This is a genomic window from Rhizobacter fulvus (genome assembly GCF_964020785.1).
The window spans coordinates 2175519-2196623 of sequence record NZ_OZ224516.1; the positions used below are offsets into that span (position 1 = coordinate 2175519).

Genomic DNA, 21105 nt, shown 5'->3' on the forward strand with positions numbered 1-21105 from the left:
GACCCACGACCAAGCGGGCTTCGGCCCGCTTGAGTGCTTTTCAAAGGGCTGGCTTTTAGCGATTCCGGCCCCAGATGCGAGTGTGAAAGACCCGATGAGCGACACCCCGATCACCCCCGAAGACGACGCCGCGAAGACCACCCGTCACGCCGCCGACAGCGCCGCGTACGGCGAAGGCAGCATCCAGATCCTGGAAGGCCTGGAGGCGGTGCGCAAGCGGCCCGGCATGTACATCGGCGACACGTCCGACGGCACCGGGTTGCACCACCTCGTGTTCGAGGTGGTCGACAACTCGATCGACGAGTCGCTGGCCGGCTACTGCGACGACATCGTCGTGACGATCCACTCCGACAACTCGATCAGCGTGACCGACAACGGTCGCGGCATCCCGACGCGCGTGAAGATGGACGACAAGCACGAGCCCAAGCGCTCGGCCGCCGAGATCGCGCTGACAGAGCTGCATGCCGGCGGCAAGTTCAACCAGAACAGCTACAAGGTTTCCGGCGGTCTGCACGGCGTGGGCGTGAGCTGCGTCAACGGCCTGTCCAAGTGGCTGCGCCTGACCGTGCGCCGCGACGGCGAGGCGCACTTCATGGAGTTCAAGCAGGGCATCCCGCAGGACCGGCTGATCGAGCAACGTGACGATGGATCGGGAAAGAGCGTGGAAGTCAGCCCGATGAAGATCATCGGCCAGACCGACCTGCGCGGCACCGAGGTGCACTTCCTGCCCGACCTCGAGATCTTCTCGAACATCGACTTCCACTACGACATCATCGCGAAGAAGCTGCGCGAGCTGAGCTTCCTGAACAACGGCGTGAAGATCCGCCTGAAGGACGAGCGCAACAACAAGGAAGACACCTTCGCGTTTGCCGGCGGCGTCAAGGGCTTCGTCGAGTTCATCAACACCGGCAAGAAGGTGCTGCACCCGACCGTGTTCGGCGCGACTGGCGAGAAGGTTAGCGAACAGGGCACGACGATCACGACCGACGTGGCGATGCAGTGGAACGACGGCTACAGCGAGAGCGTGCTGTGCTTCACCAACAACATCCCGCAGCGCGACGGCGGCACCCACCTGACCGGCTTGCGCGCCGCGATGACCCGGGTGATCAACAAGTACATCGAGGACAACGAGCTCGCGAAGAAGGCGAAGGTCGAAGTCACCGGTGACGACATGCGCGAAGGCCTGTGCTGCGTGCTCAGCGTCAAGGTGCCCGAGCCGAAGTTCAGCTCGCAGACCAAGGACAAGCTCGTCAGCAGCGAAGTGCGCGGCCCGGTGGAAGATGTCGTCAGCAAGGCGCTGACCGACTACCTGCAGGAGAACCCGAACGACGCGAAGATCATCTGCAGCAAGATCGTCGACGCCGCCCGCGCCCGCGAGGCCGCGCGCAAGGCGCGCGAGATGACGCGCCGCAAGGGCGTGCTCGACGGCATGGGCCTGCCCGGCAAGCTGGCCGACTGCCAGGAGAAGGACCCGGCGCTGTGCGAGATCTACATCGTCGAGGGCGATTCGGCTGGTGGCTCGGCCAAGCAGGGCCGCGACCGCAAGTTCCAGGCGATCCTGCCGCTGCGCGGCAAGATCCTGAACGTCGAGAAGGCGCGCTACGAGAAGCTGCTGACCAGCAATGAAATCCTGACGCTGATCACCGCGCTCGGCACCGGCATCGGCAAGGGCATGGGCGGCGACGACTTCAACCCCGACAAGCTGCGCTACCACCGCATCATCATCATGACCGACGCCGACGTGGACGGCGCGCACATCCGCACGCTGCTGCTGACCTTCCTGTTCCGCCAGATGCCGGAGCTGGTGGAGCGCGGCCACATCTACATCGCGCAGCCGCCGCTCTACAAGGTCAAGCTCGGCAAGGAAGAGCAGTACCTGAAGGACGGCCACGAGCTCGACGCGTACCTGCTCAAGGTCGCGCTGAAGGACGCCAAGCTCGACACCAAGGTGCCCGGTGCCGCGCTGCTGCAGGGTGATGCGCTCGAAGCGCTGGCGCGCCAGTACGTGCTCGCGAAGAACGTGGTCGAGCGCCTGTCGAGCTGGATGGACGTGGAAGCCCTGCGCGCGATGGCCAACGGCCTCGCGCTCGACGTCGACACGCTCGAGGCCGCCGAGCAATCGGCCGCCGCGCTGAAGGCCGCGCTGCACGACGCCGAGGTCACCGCCGAGTTCGACGCCCGCACCGACAAGCACATCCTGCGCATCAGCCGCATGCACCACGGCAACGTGAAGAGCAGCGTGATCACCGCCGACTTCGTGCACGGCGCCGACTACGAGGCGCTGAGCACCGCGGGCGCGACCTTCCGCGGCCTGGTCGGCGAGGAGGCCGTGGTGATGCGCGGCGAAGGCGAGAAGCAGAAGGAAATGCGCGTCGGCGATTTTCGCGAGGCGATGGCCTGGCTGATCCAGCAGGCCGAAGGCGCCGTCGCGCGCCAGCGCTACAAGGGTCTGGGCGAGATGAACCCCGCGCAGCTCTGGGAGACGACGATGGACCCGGCCGTGCGCCGCCTGCTGCGCGTGCAGATCGACGACGCGATCGAGGCCGACCGCGTCTTCACGATGCTGATGGGCGACGAGGTCGAGCCGCGGCGCAACTTCATCGAGACGAATGCGCTGCGGGCGGCGAATATCGACGTTTAAGTAGTATTGAGAGGAAACGGAATTAGTTGGACTATTCCGGAATTCCCCGGACTCGATTGACGGATATCGTTGGACTTTCCACTCGATTGCTTGAGGGCGCTATTCAGCCGTAGCACCTGCTAGTAGGTGGCGCTATGGGGCGACAGACCTTGCGAGGCCACGAGTGACGATACTCAGCGAAATCCAGAAGTGGGCCGAGAAGCTGCCGGTCTGGCAGCAGCACGCCGTCGCTGTGCTCTACGAGCGTCCGACCCCATCGGCCGACGACCTCGAGGACATCCTGGCGCTGCTTCAGGATACCCATGGAATAGCTGACCTTGTCGGTCGCGAAGCGAGAAAGCTGACCAAAGAGCAAGTCGCTGTGCCGCAAGCCGGCCAGCCCCTTGTTCAGCTAACCGCAATCAAGAACCTTCAGAACGTCAACGCTCTGGCACCTGGAAAGGTGCTATCCATTGCCCCCACCGGGCTGACCAACATCTACGGTGACAACGGCGCTGGCAAGTCTGGGTACACCCGCGTGCTCAAGAAGGCCTGCCGCGCGAGAGACCGGTCGGAGCAGATTCGACCTAACGCCTACAAGCACCCTCTTCTGGCCGAAGCCGCGACCGTTGATTTCGACACCCTCGTCGATGGCGAGGCCACCGAGTACCACTGGACCGACGGAAATGCGTCGCCGGCTGAACTGTCCAGCATCGCAATATTTGACTCTCGCTGTGCCCGCGCATACGTCGACAACCAAGGCGACTTCTCTTACGTCCCCTATGGCCTCGACATCCTGGAAGGCCTCGCCAAGGTATGCACCTGGCTGAAGGAACGTATTCAGCAAGAACAGCGCACCGCCAAGCCCAACGTGGAACCGTTCACTAGGCTCGCCCTCACCCCCACCCAGGCAGGCCTTCTTGCAAAAGGACTGTCTGGCAAGACCCGCAAGGAAGACATCGAGAGGCTGGCGACGCTGTTGGATCAGGACTTGGCCCAGCTCGAAAGCCTCGCCAAGACCCTGGGCGAAGCCGACCCCAAACGGCGGGCCGCCGAGCTGCGCGTCAAAGCCACTCGCGTCGACGCACTGGTACAGCGCCTCGACGCCGCGGTAGAGATCGTTGCACAGCCCAAGGTCGACGGTCTCCGCGCCTTGGTCGACAAGTCCAACCAGACCAAGGGCGTCGCTCAAACTGTGGCGCAGCGCTTCAAGGAGATGGACACCCTCGAAGGGACCGGCGACGACCCGTGGCTGGAGATGTTCAGGGCCGCTCGGCAGTTCTGCGCAACGTCGCACGCCGTCCAGGCCTTCCCGCGCCTCGCCAGCGATTCTCGGTGTCCGCTCTGCCAGAACCCAGTCGGTGAGGCTGGCGTCACGCGCCTAGTTGCCTTCGACGAGTTCATCGAAGGCGAAGCCACAAAGGCCGCGGACAAGGCCCGGAGGGAAGCGGTGGCGGCCTTCAAGGCCGTCGTGGATGCTCCGCTCGACCTGAACTTTGACGAGACGCTGGCCCACGATCTTGAGGCGAACCCCGATCTCGTGGCTGCCTGTACTGCATTCCAGAGGGCGCTGAGGGATCGCCGTGATGCTGTTCGTGAAGCAGCCAAGCCTGACTCTGGCACTACGTGGGGCCGGGTTCCGGAACTCCCAGCTAGCCCGCGCGACACGCTCCATCAGATTGCCGCTGCCTGGCGCGAGGCGGCCCTCAAGCTCGACCAGTCCCAGGACACGGCCGCCCGGACCAAGATGGAGAAGGACCTGGCGGAGCTCCAGGCTCGGGGCCAACTCTCCGACCTCAAGGCTGTGGCACTCGACACAGTGGACGGCTTCATCCTGAGTGCGAAGCTCGCCGAATGCCTCACAGCGACTAGCACTACGGCCATCTCACGCAAGTCGACTGAGTTGACCAGCACCATGGCCACCGAGGAGGTTGCAGAAGCATTGAGCGACGAGCTTCTGGCTCTGGGCGTAAATAGCATCAGCGTCGCCATGCAGCCCTCCTCTACCAAGGCCAAGACCACGTTCAAACTCGTCTTGAAGTCTGAGAGCGGCGCCGCTCCCCAGGACATCCTGAGTGAGGGCGAGCAGCGCGCTATCGCCATCGCGACGTTCCTTGCCGAGGTCAAGCTTGGCAAGGGGAAGGGCGGCATCGTCTTCGACGACCCGGTCTCATCACTCGATCACGCTCGTCGCGAACGCGTCGCTCGACGCATAGCGGCCGAGGCACAGGAGCGCCAGGTCGTCGTTTTCACCCACGACATCTTCTTTCTCAACGTGCTCATGTTTGAGGCCGCGGCGTTGGGGCTCACTCCGAAAGCGCTCACCCTCAACCAGACCCCCGAGGGCTTCGGCGTTGCCGAGGAGACCTTGCCCTTCGCTGGTGCAAACGTCTCTCAGCGCGTTGGCATGCTGCGCAACAAGCAGGTCGAGTGCGCGAGGAGACACAGGGACGGGGATCAAGCCGGATTCCGACTTCTCGCCCGAGACCTCTACAACGACCTCCGTATGGCATGGGAACGCGGCGTGGAGGAGGTCCTTCTGAATGAGGTCGTTCTTCGATTCCGCAAGGGCATCGAAACGCAGCGCCTGAAGAAGGTTGGTGTCGAGCCCGAAGACATCGTAGCCATCACGGCTGGCATGGCAAAGTGTTCTAACTACACCGGCCATGATGGCGCGCAAGTGGCCAACGTTGCGCCGCCGTCGCCTGATGAAATGCATGCCGACGTCAATGCCTTGGAAGCTTGGCGGAAGTCGGCCATCGAGAGGCAGAAGAAGAGGTAGTTCGGAGCAGCGGCGGCCTAGTGCCCTAGGCCCAAGATTCCACGTTGGTGCTCTGCTGGCATGCGTACCAGACCGAGGGGTCATTCGTCGACGTCGCTGAAGACAGAGCGGCCACCTTGCTGTTCACGTTGTACAGCGCGGGGAACGCTGTTGAAGAAGCTCTCTTCTTCCTCGGTTGACTTCTTTGCCTTGACTTCTTCTTTGGCTTTTTCCAAGGCGCGACTCAGCTCGCTGTGCTTTTCTTCGAAGAACCCGTCAGCCTCAACTAGGTATCGGATGTGGTCGAGGAAGTCGGTAACCTCTTCGAACTGACTGTCAATGTCGCCATTTGGGTCTGCTTGCTTTCGGCAATCTGCAATCTTCTGCGCGATTTCCGAGTCCAGCTTGGCTAGCAGGCTGGCGGTCAGGTGCATCAGTTCCGAAGGCCGGAACATTGCGAGGATATTGTCATCTTGAACGAACGAAGCGTCGAGTGAGTAGAGGGCGCCTTCCTTAAGCACCGCTACCGTGTCGGAGCGAACTCGCTCGTTGAGCAACCCCATCGCATGTGCAGTCGCGCGGAGCCGAACCTCTTCGCTGCGACGGAGGCGAAACCAGAGGGGAGGCTCTCCTTGCCTGCCAAGGATGGCGGGCGCACGCTCCAAGATCTCCTTGACCAAATCCTTGGGTAGCCGACGATTCAAGAACTCAAATAGCTGTTCGTTCGCACCCTTTTCATCAGGGGTTTCAAGCAGCCGCCCGATGAGCGCTTCGCTGCTACTAAGCGGAACCACTACGGCATCGCGAACGGGGGACGCGCCTTCGCAGACCACCTCGTTGAGGAGCGTGTCGAGTCCTGCTCCCCGCACGTAGACGTCAATCAGGTCCGGTCGCTTGCTCAGAATCGCGCTGATAGCATCGGCAAATGTGGGGTGCCAGAAGGCCCAATATTGCTTGTCACCGTCTTTCCGACGGACGACGAACGAGCCCGCGAGCTGCAGCAGAGCCTGAGTCAGGCTGGCCTTTGTCACACCATAGCTTGTTGCCACCAAGGTAACCTCTTCCTCCGGTAGCAACTGAACCGGCAGTCGTGATCGAGTCAGGAACACCAGCGTCATCGCGGCTCGCTGCTCCACCGACAATTCCTCGAAGGTCTGGACCAGGAACTGTTGCGGGTGAGAAATGAAGCGCAGCAGGTCCTCTGGGAGCTTATTGAGGTGCCCGGTGAACTTCTCGTCACCTAGGCGCCGTGCAAATTCCGGCAACAGTCGAACCTCTCTTGACAGCCGCGACAGGTGGTCCTTGATGTCCGCCTTCCAGCGAGGCGGCTGGGTGCCTGCCTTCACGTGGTTGTAGAGAATCTGCTCCCGCTCGGATTGCGTCAGGTCACCGACGTTGACGACGGCCGTGCCTGTTTCCAGGAGCTGGTGGTTTCTGGAGCCAATGCGGGGCTTCGCATCGTTCCAAATGTGGGTACGCGACGTGAGGATGAAATGGCATCCATGGTCAAGCGCCGTTTTGAGCTTCGGCATGAACTCAATCCAGGCGTTGACGTATTCGGGCATCAGCAGGTTGGAGCCGAAGGCATCGTCAACCCAGAACAAGCGCTTGTTGTCGTTGGGATTCCAGTGCTGCTTCAGTTCTATAGGCCCGTCGCACTTGAACGCCTGCACTTCGTTCTTGTCGACGGCCATCATGGCGAGGATCGCCGCCAAGGTGGACTTGCCTGTTGCCGGCGCGCCAAGAAGGAGCACCAGCTTGTGCTGCGCCAGAATGTCTACAGCGGCTCGATGCGGTGCCGTCGGTACATACACGTTGAGGGCCTTGCGATGGTCGCCTAGCAACGCGAGGGTCTGGGCCGCACACCGCTCGTCAAGGATGGTGGAGAGGTCGCCAAGTCCGTAAACGCGCGGAACCAGCGCTCGCAGGCGAGGACTGCCCTTGATCTTCCCCAACAACCAGTCCTTGCCGACGACATGAGGCTCCGCTACTCCTAGTGCCGACAGTCGCTCGCGAACCTCCCGCGCGACGTCGGCATCCACACTCATGCTGGTGATGAAGTAGTAGACGGCCGCCATCTTTTTGGCGACGAGCTGTTCGACATGTTCCAGTTCGCCCGTGACGTCTGATGGCCGCAGACGTTGCTCGCGCTTGCTGGAGAACTTGCATTGCACCGTACCCACTACAGTAAAGACATCGGGGCCGTTTGCAAGGAACACAGCATCCTGACCGCCATCTTGGGCTTCGCGATACACCGAGACCGTGGTCTTCAGCTCTTCCTCCATGACCTGCGCGCATAGGTCCTGGAAGGCCTTCCAGCCCAATGTGTGAAGAGCGAAGTCAACGTGATACGCCTGAGTTTCTGAAGTCGGCATTTGCGTAGGCGGCTTGGGTTCTTGGTTAGCCGGCGACGGGCGGCGAAATCTCAAGCTTGGGCAACGACCCCACGATCTTCATCGTTTCCATGCTGACCGTGACCACGCGCTGGAACAGCTCCAGCGGGTAGCGCGGGTTGCCCATGGTTTCGACCGCCCAGTCGTTGGCGTCGTTGACGATGCCGCTGTCCTTGTCGGTCTTGACGGCCTGGCGCTCGACCACCCAGTCCAACGCCGGCTTCCCGTTGACGACATAGTCGTAGGCTTCGGGCGGGATGCCGGTCAAGGTGATCCTGTCGTTGTAGTGCAGAGTCGTCAGGTCCTTGTCCTTGCCCTTCTTGCCATAGCGCATCTTCTCGACGCGGTAGTCGGCATTGGTGAGCGTCTTGCCGGCGCTGTCGATCTTCAGCGGGTAGGGATCGACGCTTTCGTAGTTCAAGTGAAGGTCGGCCAGCCTGCGGCCAGCCTGGGAGAACGCCCAGAAGTCGGTAGCCGTCTTCACGCGCGGAATGCGCGGCAGTTCCTTCCCCAAGTTGTCGGCGAAGCGCTCGCGGTAGTCGGGCGAGTGCAGCAGCCCGTAGACGTAATAGAAGATGTCCTCGCGGGTGATGGTCTCCGCCGGGTACGCCGATTGAAGGTGCGCCAGCCCCTCAGCGGTGATGGCGTCGCGGCGCGTACGTGCGGGTGGCGTCGCTGATGTATTGGCTGCGCCGAAAAGCGCAGATTGCTCATGTGCAGGGTCTGCCGCGTCCGACTCAGATTCGTCGTACAGGTAGAGCGGGAAACACTGGCCACCGTGCAAAACATGGATGTTTGGTAGGACCGAGGCCATCAACACGGTGAACGGTAGGACTTCCCCAGGCCCGTGAATCACGATAACGCGGTTGTCCGCGGCGCCTTCAGGAAAGATGCGCGGCATCTGCAGAACCCGCTCATTGAAACTGCGACTGAAATACATCCACTGCTTGTTGAACGGACGATATAGCCCCGGAACAAGGCAACTCGTGTCCGTAGCAAATCGCCGATTACGAACCAGCTCCTGCTTCAGATTCACTGTCCAAGCAATCTGGGCAGGATCGGTGTCAACAAAGGCGTCAACGAGCGAGTCGCGTTGCTTCTTGTCTGCCCCGTGATGCGTGTCGAAAAAGCGTTGGGCTTCCTTGTTGTAGAAGGCAATCATGCGCGTCATGTTGGCCGTCAAGCCGGCCTTCGAGGCGTTGTAGCACCAAGCGTCCCGGTTGGTTGACACGCCGAGTGAGAAGTTCTCAAACAACGTCGACGCATTGCCCTTCTTGTCCCCCAGCACCAAGTGCTCGGCAAAGCTGTCATTGCGCTGTTTCAACCAGTCGCCATGCGCGTCTGGCGTTATGAACTCCCACGCGTTTTGTGCCGCGATTCCACCAATGCTGCCGAAAGCTTCGATCTTGGATAGTTTCTCTTCCCGGCTTAGATAGTCCCCTATGTCGTGGAAGTGGACTTGGCCCTGAAGCTGCGCGGCTGGATTCTTGACAAGGATCGAAATGGCGATCGGAGCGCGGCTGCCGCTACCGAAAATCTTGCCCCCTTCTCTACGCGAGAGTTCGCCAGACGTACGTTGGTTACCGCGAAGATGGAAGACGTAGATGCTGCTGAACTCGGCAGCAAGGCACTTGCGAAGGCCGTCAGCAGAGTTCGCTTCTACGAATCCGGCATTAGTAACAAAGCCGATGACGCCGCTTGCCCCAACGCGGTCACTTGCCCACCGAATAGCCCGTACGTAGCTGTCGTAGAGGCCACGGGAAAGAGCGGCATTCGACTGCGCTGAATACGTCGACTCGATGCGAGCATCCAGGTGCGGATAAGCGAGGTTCTGGTTGTTGTCGTTCTGACTACCCTGCCCGATGGAATAGGGCGGGTTGCCGATGATGACCCGAATGTCTAATTTCTTCTGCCGCTTGCGCCGCGCGCTGTTGTCCACTAGTAGCGCATCGACTAGGTCTTCCTTCTCGTACATCTGGAATGTGTCGGTCAGGCAGATGCCCTCGAACGGCTGGTAGTTGCCGCCTACGATGCCGTGGTAGACCGCCTCGATGTTGATAGCGGCGATGTAGTAGGCCAGCAGCACCAGCTCGTTGGCGTGGATATCGTGCTTGTACTTGTGGGGCAGGTGCTCGGGCGCAATCAAGCCGCTCTGCAGCAGCCGGGTGATGAAGGTGCCGGTGCCGGTGAAGGGGTCGATGATGTGGACGCCCTCATCGCCCAGCGTCTGGCTGAACTCCGTCTTCAGGATGTGGGCGACGCTGTGGATGATGAAGTCGACAACCTCCACCGGCGTATAGACGATGCCCAGTCGCTCGGTCATCTTGGGGAAGGCGTTGCGGAAGAACTTGTCGTACAGCTCGACGACGATCTTCTGCTTACCCGCCGCGTTGTCGATGCCCTGGGCACGCATCTTCACGCTGTCGTAGAAGCGCTGGAGTGTGTCCGCCTCCTTGTCCAGCCGGTGCTCCTGCAGCACGTCGAGAACGCCCTGCATGGCCAGCGACATCGGGTTGTGCTGGGCGAAGCTGTAGTCCTCGAACAAGGCATCGAACACCGGCTTGGTGATGAGGTGCTGGGCCAGCATCTCGATGATCTCGCCATCGCTGATGCTGCCGTTCAGGTCGTCGCGCAGCTCTCCGGCGAAGGTGTTGAAGGCCGCGCGCTCTTTCTCATTGGCCGGGTCTTCAACGATGCCGGTGATGCGGTCGATGTGGGTGCGGGCGATCTTGGCGATGTCGTTGGCCCAGTCCTCCCAATGGTGGCGGTTCCCCACTTTCTGCACCAGCTTGGCGTAGATGGCCTTCTCAATCTCGCCGATTTCGAACGGCAGGGCCGTCTGGTCTTCCCTGCCGTAGCGCTTGGGTTCCGGTTCGCCGATGCTGAAGCCGCCCTTGCCTGCGTCCTTGTTCTTCGGCCCCTTCGCCTTCTCCGACTTCTTCTGAATCTTGTCGGTGATGGCAACGACTTCCATCTTGCTGGTGTCCCTGCCGATCAAGTCCAGCTTGTTGACCATCGCATCGAAGCGGTCGTCGTGGGAGCGCAGCGCCTGCAGCACTTGCCACACCACCGCATAGGTCTTGTTGTCGCTCAGCGCATCGTGCGGCTCCACGCCGGCCGGAACGACCACTGGCAGGACGACGTAGCCGCGCCTTTTGCCTGGTGCGTTGCGCATAACCCGGCCGACTGATTGCACGACGTCCACCTGCGAGTTGCGCGGGGTCAGGAACAGTACGGCGTCGAGGGCCGGCACATCGACTCCTTCGGAAAGGCAGCGCACATTGCTCAGGATGCGGCAGGTGTCTTCGGCGGCATCGGCCTTGAGCCACGCCAGCTTGGCTTCCTTTTCACTGGCATTCATGCTGCCGTCTACGTGGTCAGCTTCGCAGGCCAGCGTCGAGGCAGCGTCGTCCTCCTCGGATGCCTGGTAGGCCTCCACCACCGCCTGGAACATGCCGGCGATGTTCTTGGAGCTGACCTTGTGGGTCTTCGCACCCTTGCTCACCTCGATGACCTGGCAGAAGGCCACGGCGCGCTTCATGGCCTGGTGGTCGCCATTCAGCTCCTCGGTGAGCCCCTGCTTTGCCAGAGCCTTCCAGCAGCCGATGATCTTGGCCGCGTCGTCCACTTTCAGCTGATTGTCCTGGTCCTTGAGCAGGGACTGGAGGCGGCGGCTGACATGACTCTCCTCCACCGACAGCACGATGACCTTGTAGTCCACCAGCAGGCCACGCCTGACCGCCTCGGAAAAGGTGATGACATGGAGCTCCGGGCCATAGAGGGCCACGTCGTCCATCGAGCACAGCGCTACGCTGCCTTGCTCGGCCTTGGCCTTGGCGCTGTCGCCATAGATGCGCGGCGTGGCCGTCATGTAGAGACGTTTGGCTGACCGGATGAACGCCGCGTCATGCACCTTGACGAAGGTGCTCTCGTCGTCGTCGCCGAAGGTGGCTCCCGTGGTCCGGTGCGCCTCGTCACAGACGATCAGGTCGAAATCAGCCAGACCGTGGCTCTGCTGGGCACCGCTGATTACGTCAATGGAATGGTAGGTACTGAAGACAACGCTCATGTGCGCGGCGTCGTGCCGCTTGGCCATCTCGGTGGCTAGGCGGGCCGGTTCGGTCGTGGCCGGGTAGCGCAATTCGTGGGTGAAGGTCTGGACGCTGTCGTCTTCCCTTTGGCGCTTCTTGCCGACGTCGCTGTCCGAGCAGACTGCGAAGCTGTGCAACGGCGTGGCGCTTTCCTGGGTCCACTCGGTCAGGGTCTGCGACAGGAGGGAAAGGCTGGGCACCAGGAACAGAACGCGCTTCCCCCTGCCGGCCAGGGCCTCGGCGATCTTCAAGCTGGTGAAGGTCTTGCCAGTGCCGCAGGCCATAATGAGCTTGCCCCGGTCAGCGGTCTGAAATCCGGCTAGCGAGGCATCCTGCGCCTGCTGCTGATGGGGGCGAAGCTGCTTCTTGACCTTCAGTACCGGCGCAGCTTTGGGCTGGTACCTGGCCCAGTCGATCTGGCTGTTCTCCAAATCGTTCAGATCGATCTTGCTGACCGGCGGCTGCTGGTCGCGCAGAGCCTCCTCTGCGTGGGTGCTCCAGTGGTTCGTCGTGCTGACGATGACGCGGTGGGTGAAGGGCTTCTTGCCCGAGGCGGTGAAGAAGCTGTCGATGTCGCTCTTCTGTAGCCGGTAGTCTTCAGCGTACAGCTTGCACTGGATCGCGTGGATTTCGCCGGTGCCCTGGGTCTTGGCCACCAGGTCAATGCCCGCGTCTCGCTTGTCCAAGCCCTGAAGTTGCGCCCAGTCGGCGTAGGTCCAGACCTCGCTGTAGAGGTCGCGATAGGTCGCCTCGTTGCGCAGGTAGCAGAGCATCAGCTCTTCGAAGTAGGTGCCCTTCTCACGCTCAGACATTGAGGATTGGCGGTAGTGGTCGAGCAGCGTGGAAAGAGCGGTCATGTCGTCAGCGAGAGATTGCTTTGTTTGTGATGGAAGTTGGAAGCTCGACCTACGTTGCCTTGCGCGGCCTTGCGGACTTGATCGGCGGTGCCAGAACGACGCCGCGGGTCCTGCAGTAGTCCAACACCATGAACTCCAGCATGGAGGCCTGACTACGCCGTTCTTGCGCGGCTGCAGAGATCAAGGCGGCCTTCACATCCGGCGGGACACGAACGCTGATGACTTCGGTTTTGGTGACGCTCAAACGAAGCTCCTGTGTGAAAAACGCTAGCGTTTTGCTGAGCCTATCAGGTTGGCGCGCCGGTGCCGAGGAACTCGTCCCTGCAAGCACGTGGCGCGATGCCGCCTGCTGTGTAGCCGGATAGAGGCATGAGGAAAGTCGCGTGAAACATGTCGACGGCCATGGTGCAGGTCTCACCTGGCGGAAATTGACTGTCAAGTCACCCACTGCGCAGGTGGGACTTTGCCGAAGGACGGTAAGCACGCCCATTATTTTTGACATGGTTTCCCGACGATCTTCTACACGAACCATGTTGGCTATGCGCATCCGACAGCGCGCCAGCGTCTCAATGAATCTGCACGAAAGTGCTCGGCCACTTTTGCAAGCAGGTTTGCGCGCATGCGCGATATACCGTATGTGGGTAGGTCCGAATCGTCGGCGGGCGACCCTCTGGTATTTCACTTTCATTCCTGATCTAGTGGTCGCTCGCGTGCCGTTCCAAGCGCGCTCGAATCCGCCCCCAGTTCAACTTTCACACTAGGTCCATGGCGAATCCATTTGCAGAAACTTTGAGATTGCAGCGGATCGCGCGTGGGCAACGCCAAGACGAGCTCGCGCGTGCCGTGGGTTGCGACCGCGGAACAATCTCGGCGCTTGAGAACGACCACAGGGAGTCGGTAGACCAGGAATTCGTTGGGGCGCTTGCCAATGCATTGACGCTCTCAGACTCGGAGCGCGCCGAGCTGTTTGCTGCACACCGTGACTCACAGCGGGTCTACGTGATTCCGCCAGAGACTTCGCCAAGTAAGTTCGTGCTGGTCAGACGCCTGTTCGACAGGCTAGAGCGGATGCCGCCGGTCCAGGTCGACGCCCTGCTGACTTCACTGGACGCGTTCGCGAGCGTCGACGTGGGCCAGGCCGAGCCTTCCACTTCACGCCTCTGGCGCAGAGACAAGGTCTGGAAGCCACAGCCCGAGCCGTGACGGGCCTGACATGGGCAGACAAAGAAAAGGGGCAGCACCTTGATGGTCTGCCCCTGTGGAGAACCGCTCGCGCGATCTCGGTGTCAACGATTGCAGTATTGCGCGTGCGCCTCCCGGCGGTCAAGTCATTTTCGATGCTTGCGCAAGTCGAGCGCGGAACCTGACGCTAGCTCAGGGACGCACTCGTGTGCGCTGGCAATGACACATCCGAAGGAGTTTTGGACATGCGTGCAATTCAACAAGGTTTTGGGCCCGACCTGCGTCGGGCGGCGTTCAAGGTGTCCCGCCTGGTCGGCGCTTGTCGTCAAGGAGGCGCCCAGTCGGAGAGCAATGGGCGACTGATCCGATGCGACGCGGAGAAGAAGCGAAAGCTCGAGCAAGCCATGAACGCGTGCGAGGGCATCTCGGATTTCCGATTCTTGGGGCGGGTATTCGAATCAAGCGAACCTGGTGACGATTCCGTCGTCGCCAGCGTTCAGTGGACGAACGGCGATGTTTGGTACGTGTGGCTTGCGAGCACGACGGTATCTGTCGCCAGGGACAAGGAACGCTTCGCGCGACTGTGTCTTCTTGCGCTGACAAACGAGGCGAGGCTCGTGGTTCTGAGGGACAGCCACCTCGATCAAATTGATGAGTCGGATCTCGCTCGGGTGCGGGAGGTATGGCGCCGCCGTCGCATGTGCATGTCCGACCGCGCTGTCGTCACGAACGATGACACGTTAGCCGAGGACGTGAGCTCGCAAGTTCACCGCATGCTCTCACGTGCTGCACTCAGCCAAGACTCGTTTGCTACTGCTTAGGCGGTAACGCAAAAAGGATTGACGCCGCGCGCGAGCGCGGCGCGGTCGACTTCGTCCACTTTCCGCGAAGGGAGCTTTGCCGCCACAAACAACAAACGGGACCAACCTTGCGGTCAGACCCGTCTGAGGGATATCTCGCGATATCGGGTAGGAGTGCCTCAAGTGTTGCGAGCTTTCAGCAGACGGTCAAGCCGCGTGTCGCTACGTGCGCATCTGGCATCACCGATGTGTGCGTAGACAACCTCGTCAATGACCGTCGAAGCCGCGCCTCTACGCGTAGCTTCGCTGGAGGAGCTCACCTATGCAAGTCATCACCCCGGACGGCGTTCGGCCTTCTCGCGACCCTGCGCGCGTGCCTGGCCGACTTAGCTTTCGCGCGAAGCACTGGTCGCTTTGCAACGACCGCCATCTGAAGTGCGAGTCACTTTTGGAACTCAGTGTGTTCCAAGCGCTAGAAACTCTCCCATCTATTCGTTCGTTCACAGAACAGCCGCCGCGCCTGCGCATCAAGGTCGAAGGCGCGCGTCGCGCAAGCGGATACACGCCCGACGTATATGTCGAATGGTTTGAATGCGTCCCCTGGCTCATCGAGGTCAAACCGCTCGAACTCGCCATGCTTCCTGTGTGGCAGAAGAAATTCGAAGCCATCGGCGTGGCCGCGCTAGCGCACGGCTATCACTTCGTAGTCGTAACCGAGCGGCATTTTCCACGCGACGGCATGCCGGACATTCGCCTTGCAGCTGAGGCCGGGCGCCGCCACTACGTCGAGTCGTTGGGGAGCCCGCGGACGGTGGTGAGTCTGGTCGACGAGTACGAGCATGTTCGCTTGCGTGTCCTTGGGGCGCTGGCAGAAGCGCTTCGTGAATCGCCGACGTATCGCTCGCTGCTCAAGATGGGCGTCGCGGACGCTGCGCAGTGGACGCCGCTTACCAGATTGCGAAATGCTCAGGGACGGCGATTCGTTGGTCATCGGCTCAGCAACCGCTTTGTGCGGGGTGAAGCATGAGCGCGACGGAATTCGCAGTGGGGATGCAGTTCTGCGAGCGGAACAGGCGCTTTTGTGTAGTCAAAGAAGAGGGAGTGCGGAAGCGCATCGTCCGGGACGAGACCAGCGGTGCCTTGGAGACGCGTGATGTGTCAGCCCTTCGTCAGGCGTTCCGCAGAGGGACGTTAGAGCATTTCGATTTGTTTTCAGATCGCTCGCCCACGGTGAATTTCAGAGCCGTCAACCAAGCTCTCTCGGACTACAGCGAGAAGCAGCGCGAAGAGGTCGCGGTGAAGGTGTACTACCTTCAGGAGATCTGTCCTGGAGGGGTGATCCAGGTTCGCCGAGACCAGCTCAAGAAAGCTCTGTTTCAACTGCACAAGGAACTCCCTTTTAAGTTGAAAGGAGTGGCGTTGCCCAAAAGTCCCCCTGGTGCGTCTACGTTTTATGAGTGGTTGCGCTGCTGGCGACATCCGAACTTTCTCATGTCGCGCCTTGTCAACCGGTATGACCTGCGTGGTGGTCGAAGCCCGAAGGCGCTCCCAGCCACTCTGAAGCCAATCATGGAGCGTGTGATCGATGAGTTTCACGCCAAGGCGACGCGGCCTACCGTGTCTGCCACGCTCGAGTCCATCGAGGCCCAAGTCAATGAGGCGAACAAATACAAGCGGCCCAACGAACTGATTCCGAAGCCGACACGCCGCCTGCTTCAACGATTTTTGGATGGAATGGATCGCGAAGAGCTGCTCAACAGGCGATATGGACCAGCCGTTGCTCGACGGCGGACCCGAATATTCGGCAAAGCTGCAGAGGTCACACGCCTTCTCGAGCGGGTGGAGATGGATCACACGCCGCTGGATCTCCTGTGTATTGCCGAGGACGGCGGCATGCTGCTCGGTCGACCGTATCTGACGGTACTGATCGATAAAGCTTCTCGGATGATTCTTGGAGTATGGATCTCGTTCAGACCGCCGAACGCTTCGACGGTCTTGCGGTGTTGAGTTCCACGTAATCCTGACCCGCCTTTTCCATTCAATAGTGACCCACCCGTATTTGAGCCCCGCGGGCTCACGTTGTGGATAACTTCTTGGTCTTGGACTCCTTCTTGGGTTGGGTTGGTTGGGCTGAACTGTTCTTGAAGCGGTAGCTGTCGTTGCCGGTCTCCAGGATGTGGCAATGATGCGTGAGCCGGTCCAGCAGCGCCGTCGTCATCTTCGCATCGCCGAACACGCTGGCCCACTCGCTGAAGCTCAGGTTGGTCGTTATCACCACGCTGGTCCGCTCGTAGAGCTTGGACAGCAGATGGAACAGCAACGCCCCGCCTGACGCGCTGAACGGCAGGTAGCCCAGCTCGTCGAGGATGACCAGGTCGGCGTACATCAACCGGTGCGCGATCTGACCGGCCTTGCCCGTGGCCTTCTCGAGCTCCAGCGCATTGACCAGCTCGACCGTGGAGAAGAACCTTACGCGCCGATGATGATGCTCGACGGCCTGCACCCCGAGCGCAGTGGCCAGGTGCGTCTTGCCCGTGCCCGGCCCGCCGACGAGCACCACGTTCTGCGCATCCTCTAGGAACTCGCATCGGTGCAGCTGACGCACCAGTGCTTCGTTGACCTCGCTCTGCCCGAAGTCGAAGCCTGCGAGGTCGCGGTAGACGGGCAAGCGCGCCAGCTTCAACTGGTAGGCCACCGAGCGCACCTCGCGCTCCGCCGTCTCCGCCTTGAGCAGCTGCGACAGGACCGGCTGCGCGTCTTCGAAGGCGGGTGCACCTTGTTCGGCCAGTTCCGCTACCGCGTGCGCCATGCCGTGCATCTTGAGTTCGCGCAGCATGATCACGATCGCCGCGCTCGCAGGGTCATGACGCATGGCAGTTCTCCTTGGCCGCGTAGGCGTGCACAGCGGCCTGGGCCTTGCCCCGCAGCGCGTCGTAGCGCAGCACGTTGGCCTGCGGCTCGTTGACCAGGCGCAGAGCCTGCGGCGCGGTCACCGGCGGCGCGGGCGGCTTGCCGTCGAGCAGCCGGTGAAGCACGTTGAGCACATGCGTCTTCGTCGGCACGCCGGCTTCCAGCGCCAGCTCCACCGCGGCGAGCACGGCCTGCTCGTCATGGTGCAGCACCAGCGCCAGGATCTCCACCATCTCCCGGTCGCCGCCGGGTTGTCTGAGCAACGAGCCTTGCAGCCGCCGGAAGCCCTCGGGCAGCTCGGCGAACGGCGCGCCGTTGCGCAGCGCTCCCGGCTTCCTCTGCAGCACCGCCAGGTAGTGGCGCCAGTCGTAGACGGTCTGGCCGCTCGTGTCGTGGCGCCGGTCGATGATGCGAACGTGCTCGCACACGATCTGGCCCTCGGCCGCGACCACGAGCCGGTCGGCATAGGCCCGCAGGCTCACCGGGCGGTTGGCATACGACGCCGGCACGCTGTAGCGGTTGCGCTCAAAGTGCACGAGGCATGTCGGCGAGACACGCTTGGTGTGCTCGACGAAGCCGTCGAAGGCGCGAGGCCGCTCCATCAGGAACGCCTTCTCTTGCGCCCACACGTCGGCAACGGTGCCGGGCAGCCTGCCGTGGCTGATCTCGGCCCACAGCGCCTTGCAGCGTTGCTCGAGCCAGTCGTTCAAGGCGTCCAGCGTCGGGAACGCAGGCGTCGGTTGCCACAGCCTGTGCCGAGCGTCGCGCACGTTCTTCTCGACCTGGCCCTTCTCCCAACCGGAGGCGGGGTTGCAGAACTCGGCCTCGAACAGGTAGTGGCTGACCATGGCCTGGAAGCGCGCGTTGATGTCGCGCTCCTTGCCGCGTCGAACCTTGTCGACGGCGGTGCGCATGTTGTCGTAGATGCCGCGGCGCGGGACGCCGCCCAGCACCTCGAAGGCGTGGTTGTGCGCGTCGAACAGCATCTCGTGGGTCTGCAGCGGGTAGGCCCGCAGCAGGAACGCCCGGCTGTGGCTGAGCTTGAAGTGCGCAACCTGCAGCTTGGTGCGCTCGCCGGCAATGACGGCCCAGTCCTCGCTCCAGTCGAACTGGAAGGCCTCACCCGCGCCGAAGGTCAGGGGCACGAAGGTGCCGCGTCCAGTGGTCTGCTCGACCTCGTGCCGCTGCGCGGTCCAAGCTCTGGCGAAGGCAGCGACGCGGTTGTAGGAACCCGCGTAGCCGAGCACGACGAGGTCGGCGTGCATCTGCTTCAACGTTCGCCGCTGCTTGCGCGACTTGGTCGCCTCGGCCTTGAGCCAGCCCGAGAGTTTGTCGGCATACGAGTCGAGCTTGCTCGGGCTCGCGCGCTTCGCGTACCGGGGCTCGACCGTACCGGCCCGAAGGTACTTCCTGATGGTGTTGCGAGACAGGCCGGTGCGTCGGGCTATCTCGCGGATGGACAGCTGCTCGCGCAGGGCCCACCGCCTGATGACACTCAGTGTCGCCACGTCAATCACTCCTACTGCTCCCTGCCACTCAAAGCAGCAGGTTAGGGTTCTTGCGTGGGTCAGTTTTAAATGGAAATCAGCGAGGTCAGTGGATCACTTCTGGATGGAAATCAACACTATCAACGTCTGAAACGCGTCTTTGCTTCGGAGGAAACCGTGAAGGCCGCGAACGACGAGGAATTGTTCGACGCGCTGGCAACGCTCCATTCCTTCCATGACCGATTCCGGTTTTTCGCAGGTGGCTTGAAGACTTGGAGGCAAGTCTTTCCGAAGGCCAACGATCCGGCGCGCGCCCGCGAGTCGCTAGCCTATCTTGTGTTCGGTCCGGGCGATGTTGTCGAGCGCATGAGCAACCTAATCTACGAACCGCGTTACAAACTCGACGAGTTCGGGCAATCGAACGTACAGGAGCTCATTGGATGGTGCAACCGCGAGGATCTGCCGGTACTGAATGGGCGCACGACGAAAATCTTGCGCTTCTTCGGATCCAAGGTGCGTCAAGTGCAATGAAGGCTCCTCTGCCAATCTGCCCGCTCGCGACATCGGGAAGGCGCTCAAGCGGATCGACAGATTGCCGCTCAAGGTCGTGCTGTGCGACCGTTCGCGGAAGTTCATCGACCACGCTGCAACGTATGGCCAGTAGAGCAGATACCTCGAAGTCTCTACGTTCGCAGTGGGCTACGTTCTCGTCAACTTGGACCTCGCGGTGTGGGACGCGAGCGGGGTCATGTAGCTCCCCCCATGTAACATAACGCTCAGAACAATGAGGGAGTGGAAATGGTGAGAATCCATGCCGCCATGACGGCGGCCGTTTCAATGCTTTTCGCAGGCACTGCGTTTGCAGCTGACGTCTACAAGGTGACAGTCACCCGAAAAGATCAGGACTTGTACAAAGTCGACGGCGGAAAGAACTACGTAGTCACCCGGTATTGCTACGAATACGCGTATGGGGACGAGGCGATCCTGCGCATCGACAGTACAGGCGGCTTCTCAATCGGCAAGATCATCTTCAGCACTGGAACGAGCTGCGAAGTCGAGAAGGTCCTTTGAATGACGAGCGTCACGCGGATTCTCACTTTCCTTGCGAGCACCTGCGTGCTTACCTCAGTCTTGAATGCGAACGCGGTGGCGCAGTCGCTTGGCTATACGAGGCTGAACGTCAGGGACAGGGTGCTGTTGGAGGTGCCCGAGAACTGGACAATCCGTGACGCGGAGGGCCGAAAGAGCGTCACGCGATTGGCGGAAAAGATCACCGGCGTTCAGGATCAGCATGTAGCCTCCCTGTCGGCTCAATCTTCACCCTCCGCCGCGCGGGTGTCTGTGCGGGCATCGTTCATCAATCTTTCGCCTCCAATTTCCCAATCGGACGCCCGTGAAGATGCGAAGGCTGATCGAAATCAGGTCGTGAGAGACCTTGACGACCTCTGGAAGGCGGAGTCGGCCCCGATGTGGGTTGGGCTCGCAAAAATGGGGTCAACGGAAGTCGGTCGGGCCGCTGCCGCAGTAGAGATGTTGGGGGGGCAGCTTGCGTGGGTCTTTCGTTACGCTCGCACATCAACTATCAACCCGGCAGAAACGATGATGGTCGCTCAGTACCACGTACCAATGGGCGCAGACAAGGTTCTGATTACCTTGTCGTACATAGATAAGGACAAGGCCGCCATGGCCGCGCACGACCGACTGAAAAGTAGCATTGTCATTCGGCAGTAGCAACGAAGAAAGAAGTACCAGATGAGCAACGATGAACAGATAGCACAGGCGGCTATTGCAGAAACGAAGAGCAGTTCTTGGGGCTGGCTATTGCCCTCGGTGGCCACCTTGGTCATTGTGAAATTGTTCGGCTTGGTCGGTGGTCTCGTGACTTTCGGGATGTACTACGTTCTGAAGCCGAAGATTGGCGCTTGGGGCGGTGCCGCAGTGGCGGCCGTTCTGGGCGTTGTGGCCGCGCTCTCATTTGTGGCGATGATGCGTTGATAGCGGTTC

General features: G+C 61.3%; 15 protein-coding genes. 10 read left to right on the top strand and 5 right to left on the bottom strand.

From position 1 onward, the window contains the following. The first annotated feature begins 94 nt into the window (after window positions 1-94). Both gyrB and ACWH49_RS10370 read left to right on the top strand, forming a co-directional pair. Window positions 95-2641, top strand: coding sequence for a DNA topoisomerase (ATP-hydrolyzing) subunit B (gene gyrB / locus ACWH49_RS10365; protein ID WP_448171386.1), 2547 nt, complete (start codon window positions 95-97; stop codon window positions 2639-2641). A 163-nt stretch (window positions 2642-2804) separates the two neighbouring features. After that, window positions 2805-5402, top strand: coding sequence for an AAA family ATPase (locus ACWH49_RS10370; protein ID WP_448171387.1), 2598 nt, complete (start codon window positions 2805-2807; stop codon window positions 5400-5402). Window positions 5403-5482: 80 nt separating this feature from the next. On the opposite strand, the gene ACWH49_RS10375 is transcribed toward ACWH49_RS10370, so the two are convergent. The 3 genes from ACWH49_RS10375 to ACWH49_RS10385 are packed head-to-tail and all read right to left on the bottom strand — an operon-like array spanning window position 5483 to window position 12966. Continuing rightward, complete coding sequence (locus ACWH49_RS10375) at window positions 5483-7756, bottom strand: nSTAND3 domain-containing NTPase (RefSeq protein WP_448171388.1); 2274 nt, start codon at window positions 7754-7756, stop codon at window positions 5483-5485. A 25-nt stretch (window positions 7757-7781) separates the two neighbouring features. Then, window positions 7782-12722 carry a DEAD/DEAH box helicase gene (locus ACWH49_RS10380; RefSeq protein ID WP_448171389.1) on the bottom strand — a complete coding sequence of 1647 codons (4941 nt, stop codon included), beginning with the start codon at window positions 12720-12722 and terminating at the stop codon, window positions 7782-7784. 49 nt (window positions 12723-12771) lie between these two features. Then, window positions 12772-12966: a hypothetical protein gene (locus tag ACWH49_RS10385; protein ID WP_448171390.1), complete on the bottom strand. Its 195-nt coding sequence runs from the start codon at window positions 12964-12966 to the stop codon at window positions 12772-12774. Window positions 12967-13487: 521 nt separating this feature from the next. Between ACWH49_RS10385 and ACWH49_RS10390 the strand changes: the two genes are divergently transcribed. The 4 genes from ACWH49_RS10390 (at window position 13488) to ACWH49_RS10405 (ending at window position 16711) form a co-directional block, all read left to right on the top strand. Further along, on the top strand, window positions 13488-13925 hold the full coding sequence (locus tag ACWH49_RS10390) for a helix-turn-helix domain-containing protein (protein WP_448171391.1): 438 nt from the start codon (window positions 13488-13490) through the stop codon (window positions 13923-13925). Between the two features lie 224 nt (window positions 13926-14149). Beyond that, window positions 14150-14725, top strand: a complete 576-nt coding sequence (locus tag ACWH49_RS10395) for a hypothetical protein (protein ID WP_448171392.1) — start codon at window positions 14150-14152, stop codon at window positions 14723-14725. A gap of 301 nt (window positions 14726-15026) precedes the next feature. Then, a complete protein-coding gene (locus ACWH49_RS10400; protein WP_448171393.1) occupies window positions 15027-15731 on the top strand; it encodes a Tn7 transposase TnsA N-terminal domain-containing protein in 705 nt (234 codons plus the stop codon). Then, window positions 15728-16711 carry a hypothetical protein gene (locus ACWH49_RS10405; RefSeq protein WP_448171394.1) on the top strand — a complete coding sequence of 328 codons (984 nt, stop codon included), beginning with the start codon at window positions 15728-15730 and terminating at the stop codon, window positions 16709-16711. The genes ACWH49_RS10400 and ACWH49_RS10405 overlap by 4 nt, the downstream gene beginning before the upstream one ends. Before the next feature lie 67 nt (window positions 16712-16778). Here ACWH49_RS10405 and istB read toward each other — a convergent pair whose 3' ends face one another. Beyond that, window positions 16779-17576, bottom strand: coding sequence for an IS21-like element helper ATPase IstB (gene istB, locus ACWH49_RS10410; RefSeq protein ID WP_448170693.1), 798 nt, complete (start codon window positions 17574-17576; stop codon window positions 16779-16781). Next, window positions 17566-19131 (bottom strand): IS21 family transposase, encoded by a 1566-nt coding sequence (gene istA, locus ACWH49_RS10415; RefSeq protein WP_448170694.1) that lies wholly within the window; start codon window positions 19129-19131, stop codon window positions 17566-17568. Before istA ends, istB begins: the two co-directional genes overlap by 11 nt. Window positions 19132-19191: 60 nt before the next feature. Here istA and ACWH49_RS10420 point away from each other — a divergent pair, with 60 nt between their 5' ends. From ACWH49_RS10420 to ACWH49_RS10435, 4 genes are all read left to right on the top strand, one after another. Further along, window positions 19192-19632, top strand: a complete 441-nt coding sequence (locus tag ACWH49_RS10420) for a hypothetical protein (RefSeq protein ID WP_448171395.1) — start codon at window positions 19192-19194, stop codon at window positions 19630-19632. Window positions 19633-19920: 288 nt separating this feature from the next. After that, window positions 19921-20172, top strand: coding sequence for a hypothetical protein (locus ACWH49_RS10425; protein WP_448171396.1), 252 nt, complete (start codon window positions 19921-19923; stop codon window positions 20170-20172). Beyond that, complete coding sequence (locus tag ACWH49_RS10430; RefSeq protein WP_448171397.1) at window positions 20173-20832, top strand: hypothetical protein; 660 nt, start codon at window positions 20173-20175, stop codon at window positions 20830-20832. Between the two features lie 21 nt (window positions 20833-20853). Continuing rightward, on the top strand, window positions 20854-21096 hold the full coding sequence (locus tag ACWH49_RS10435) for a hypothetical protein (protein ID WP_448171398.1): 243 nt from the start codon (window positions 20854-20856) through the stop codon (window positions 21094-21096). The last annotated feature ends 9 nt before the right edge of the window (window positions 21097-21105 follow it).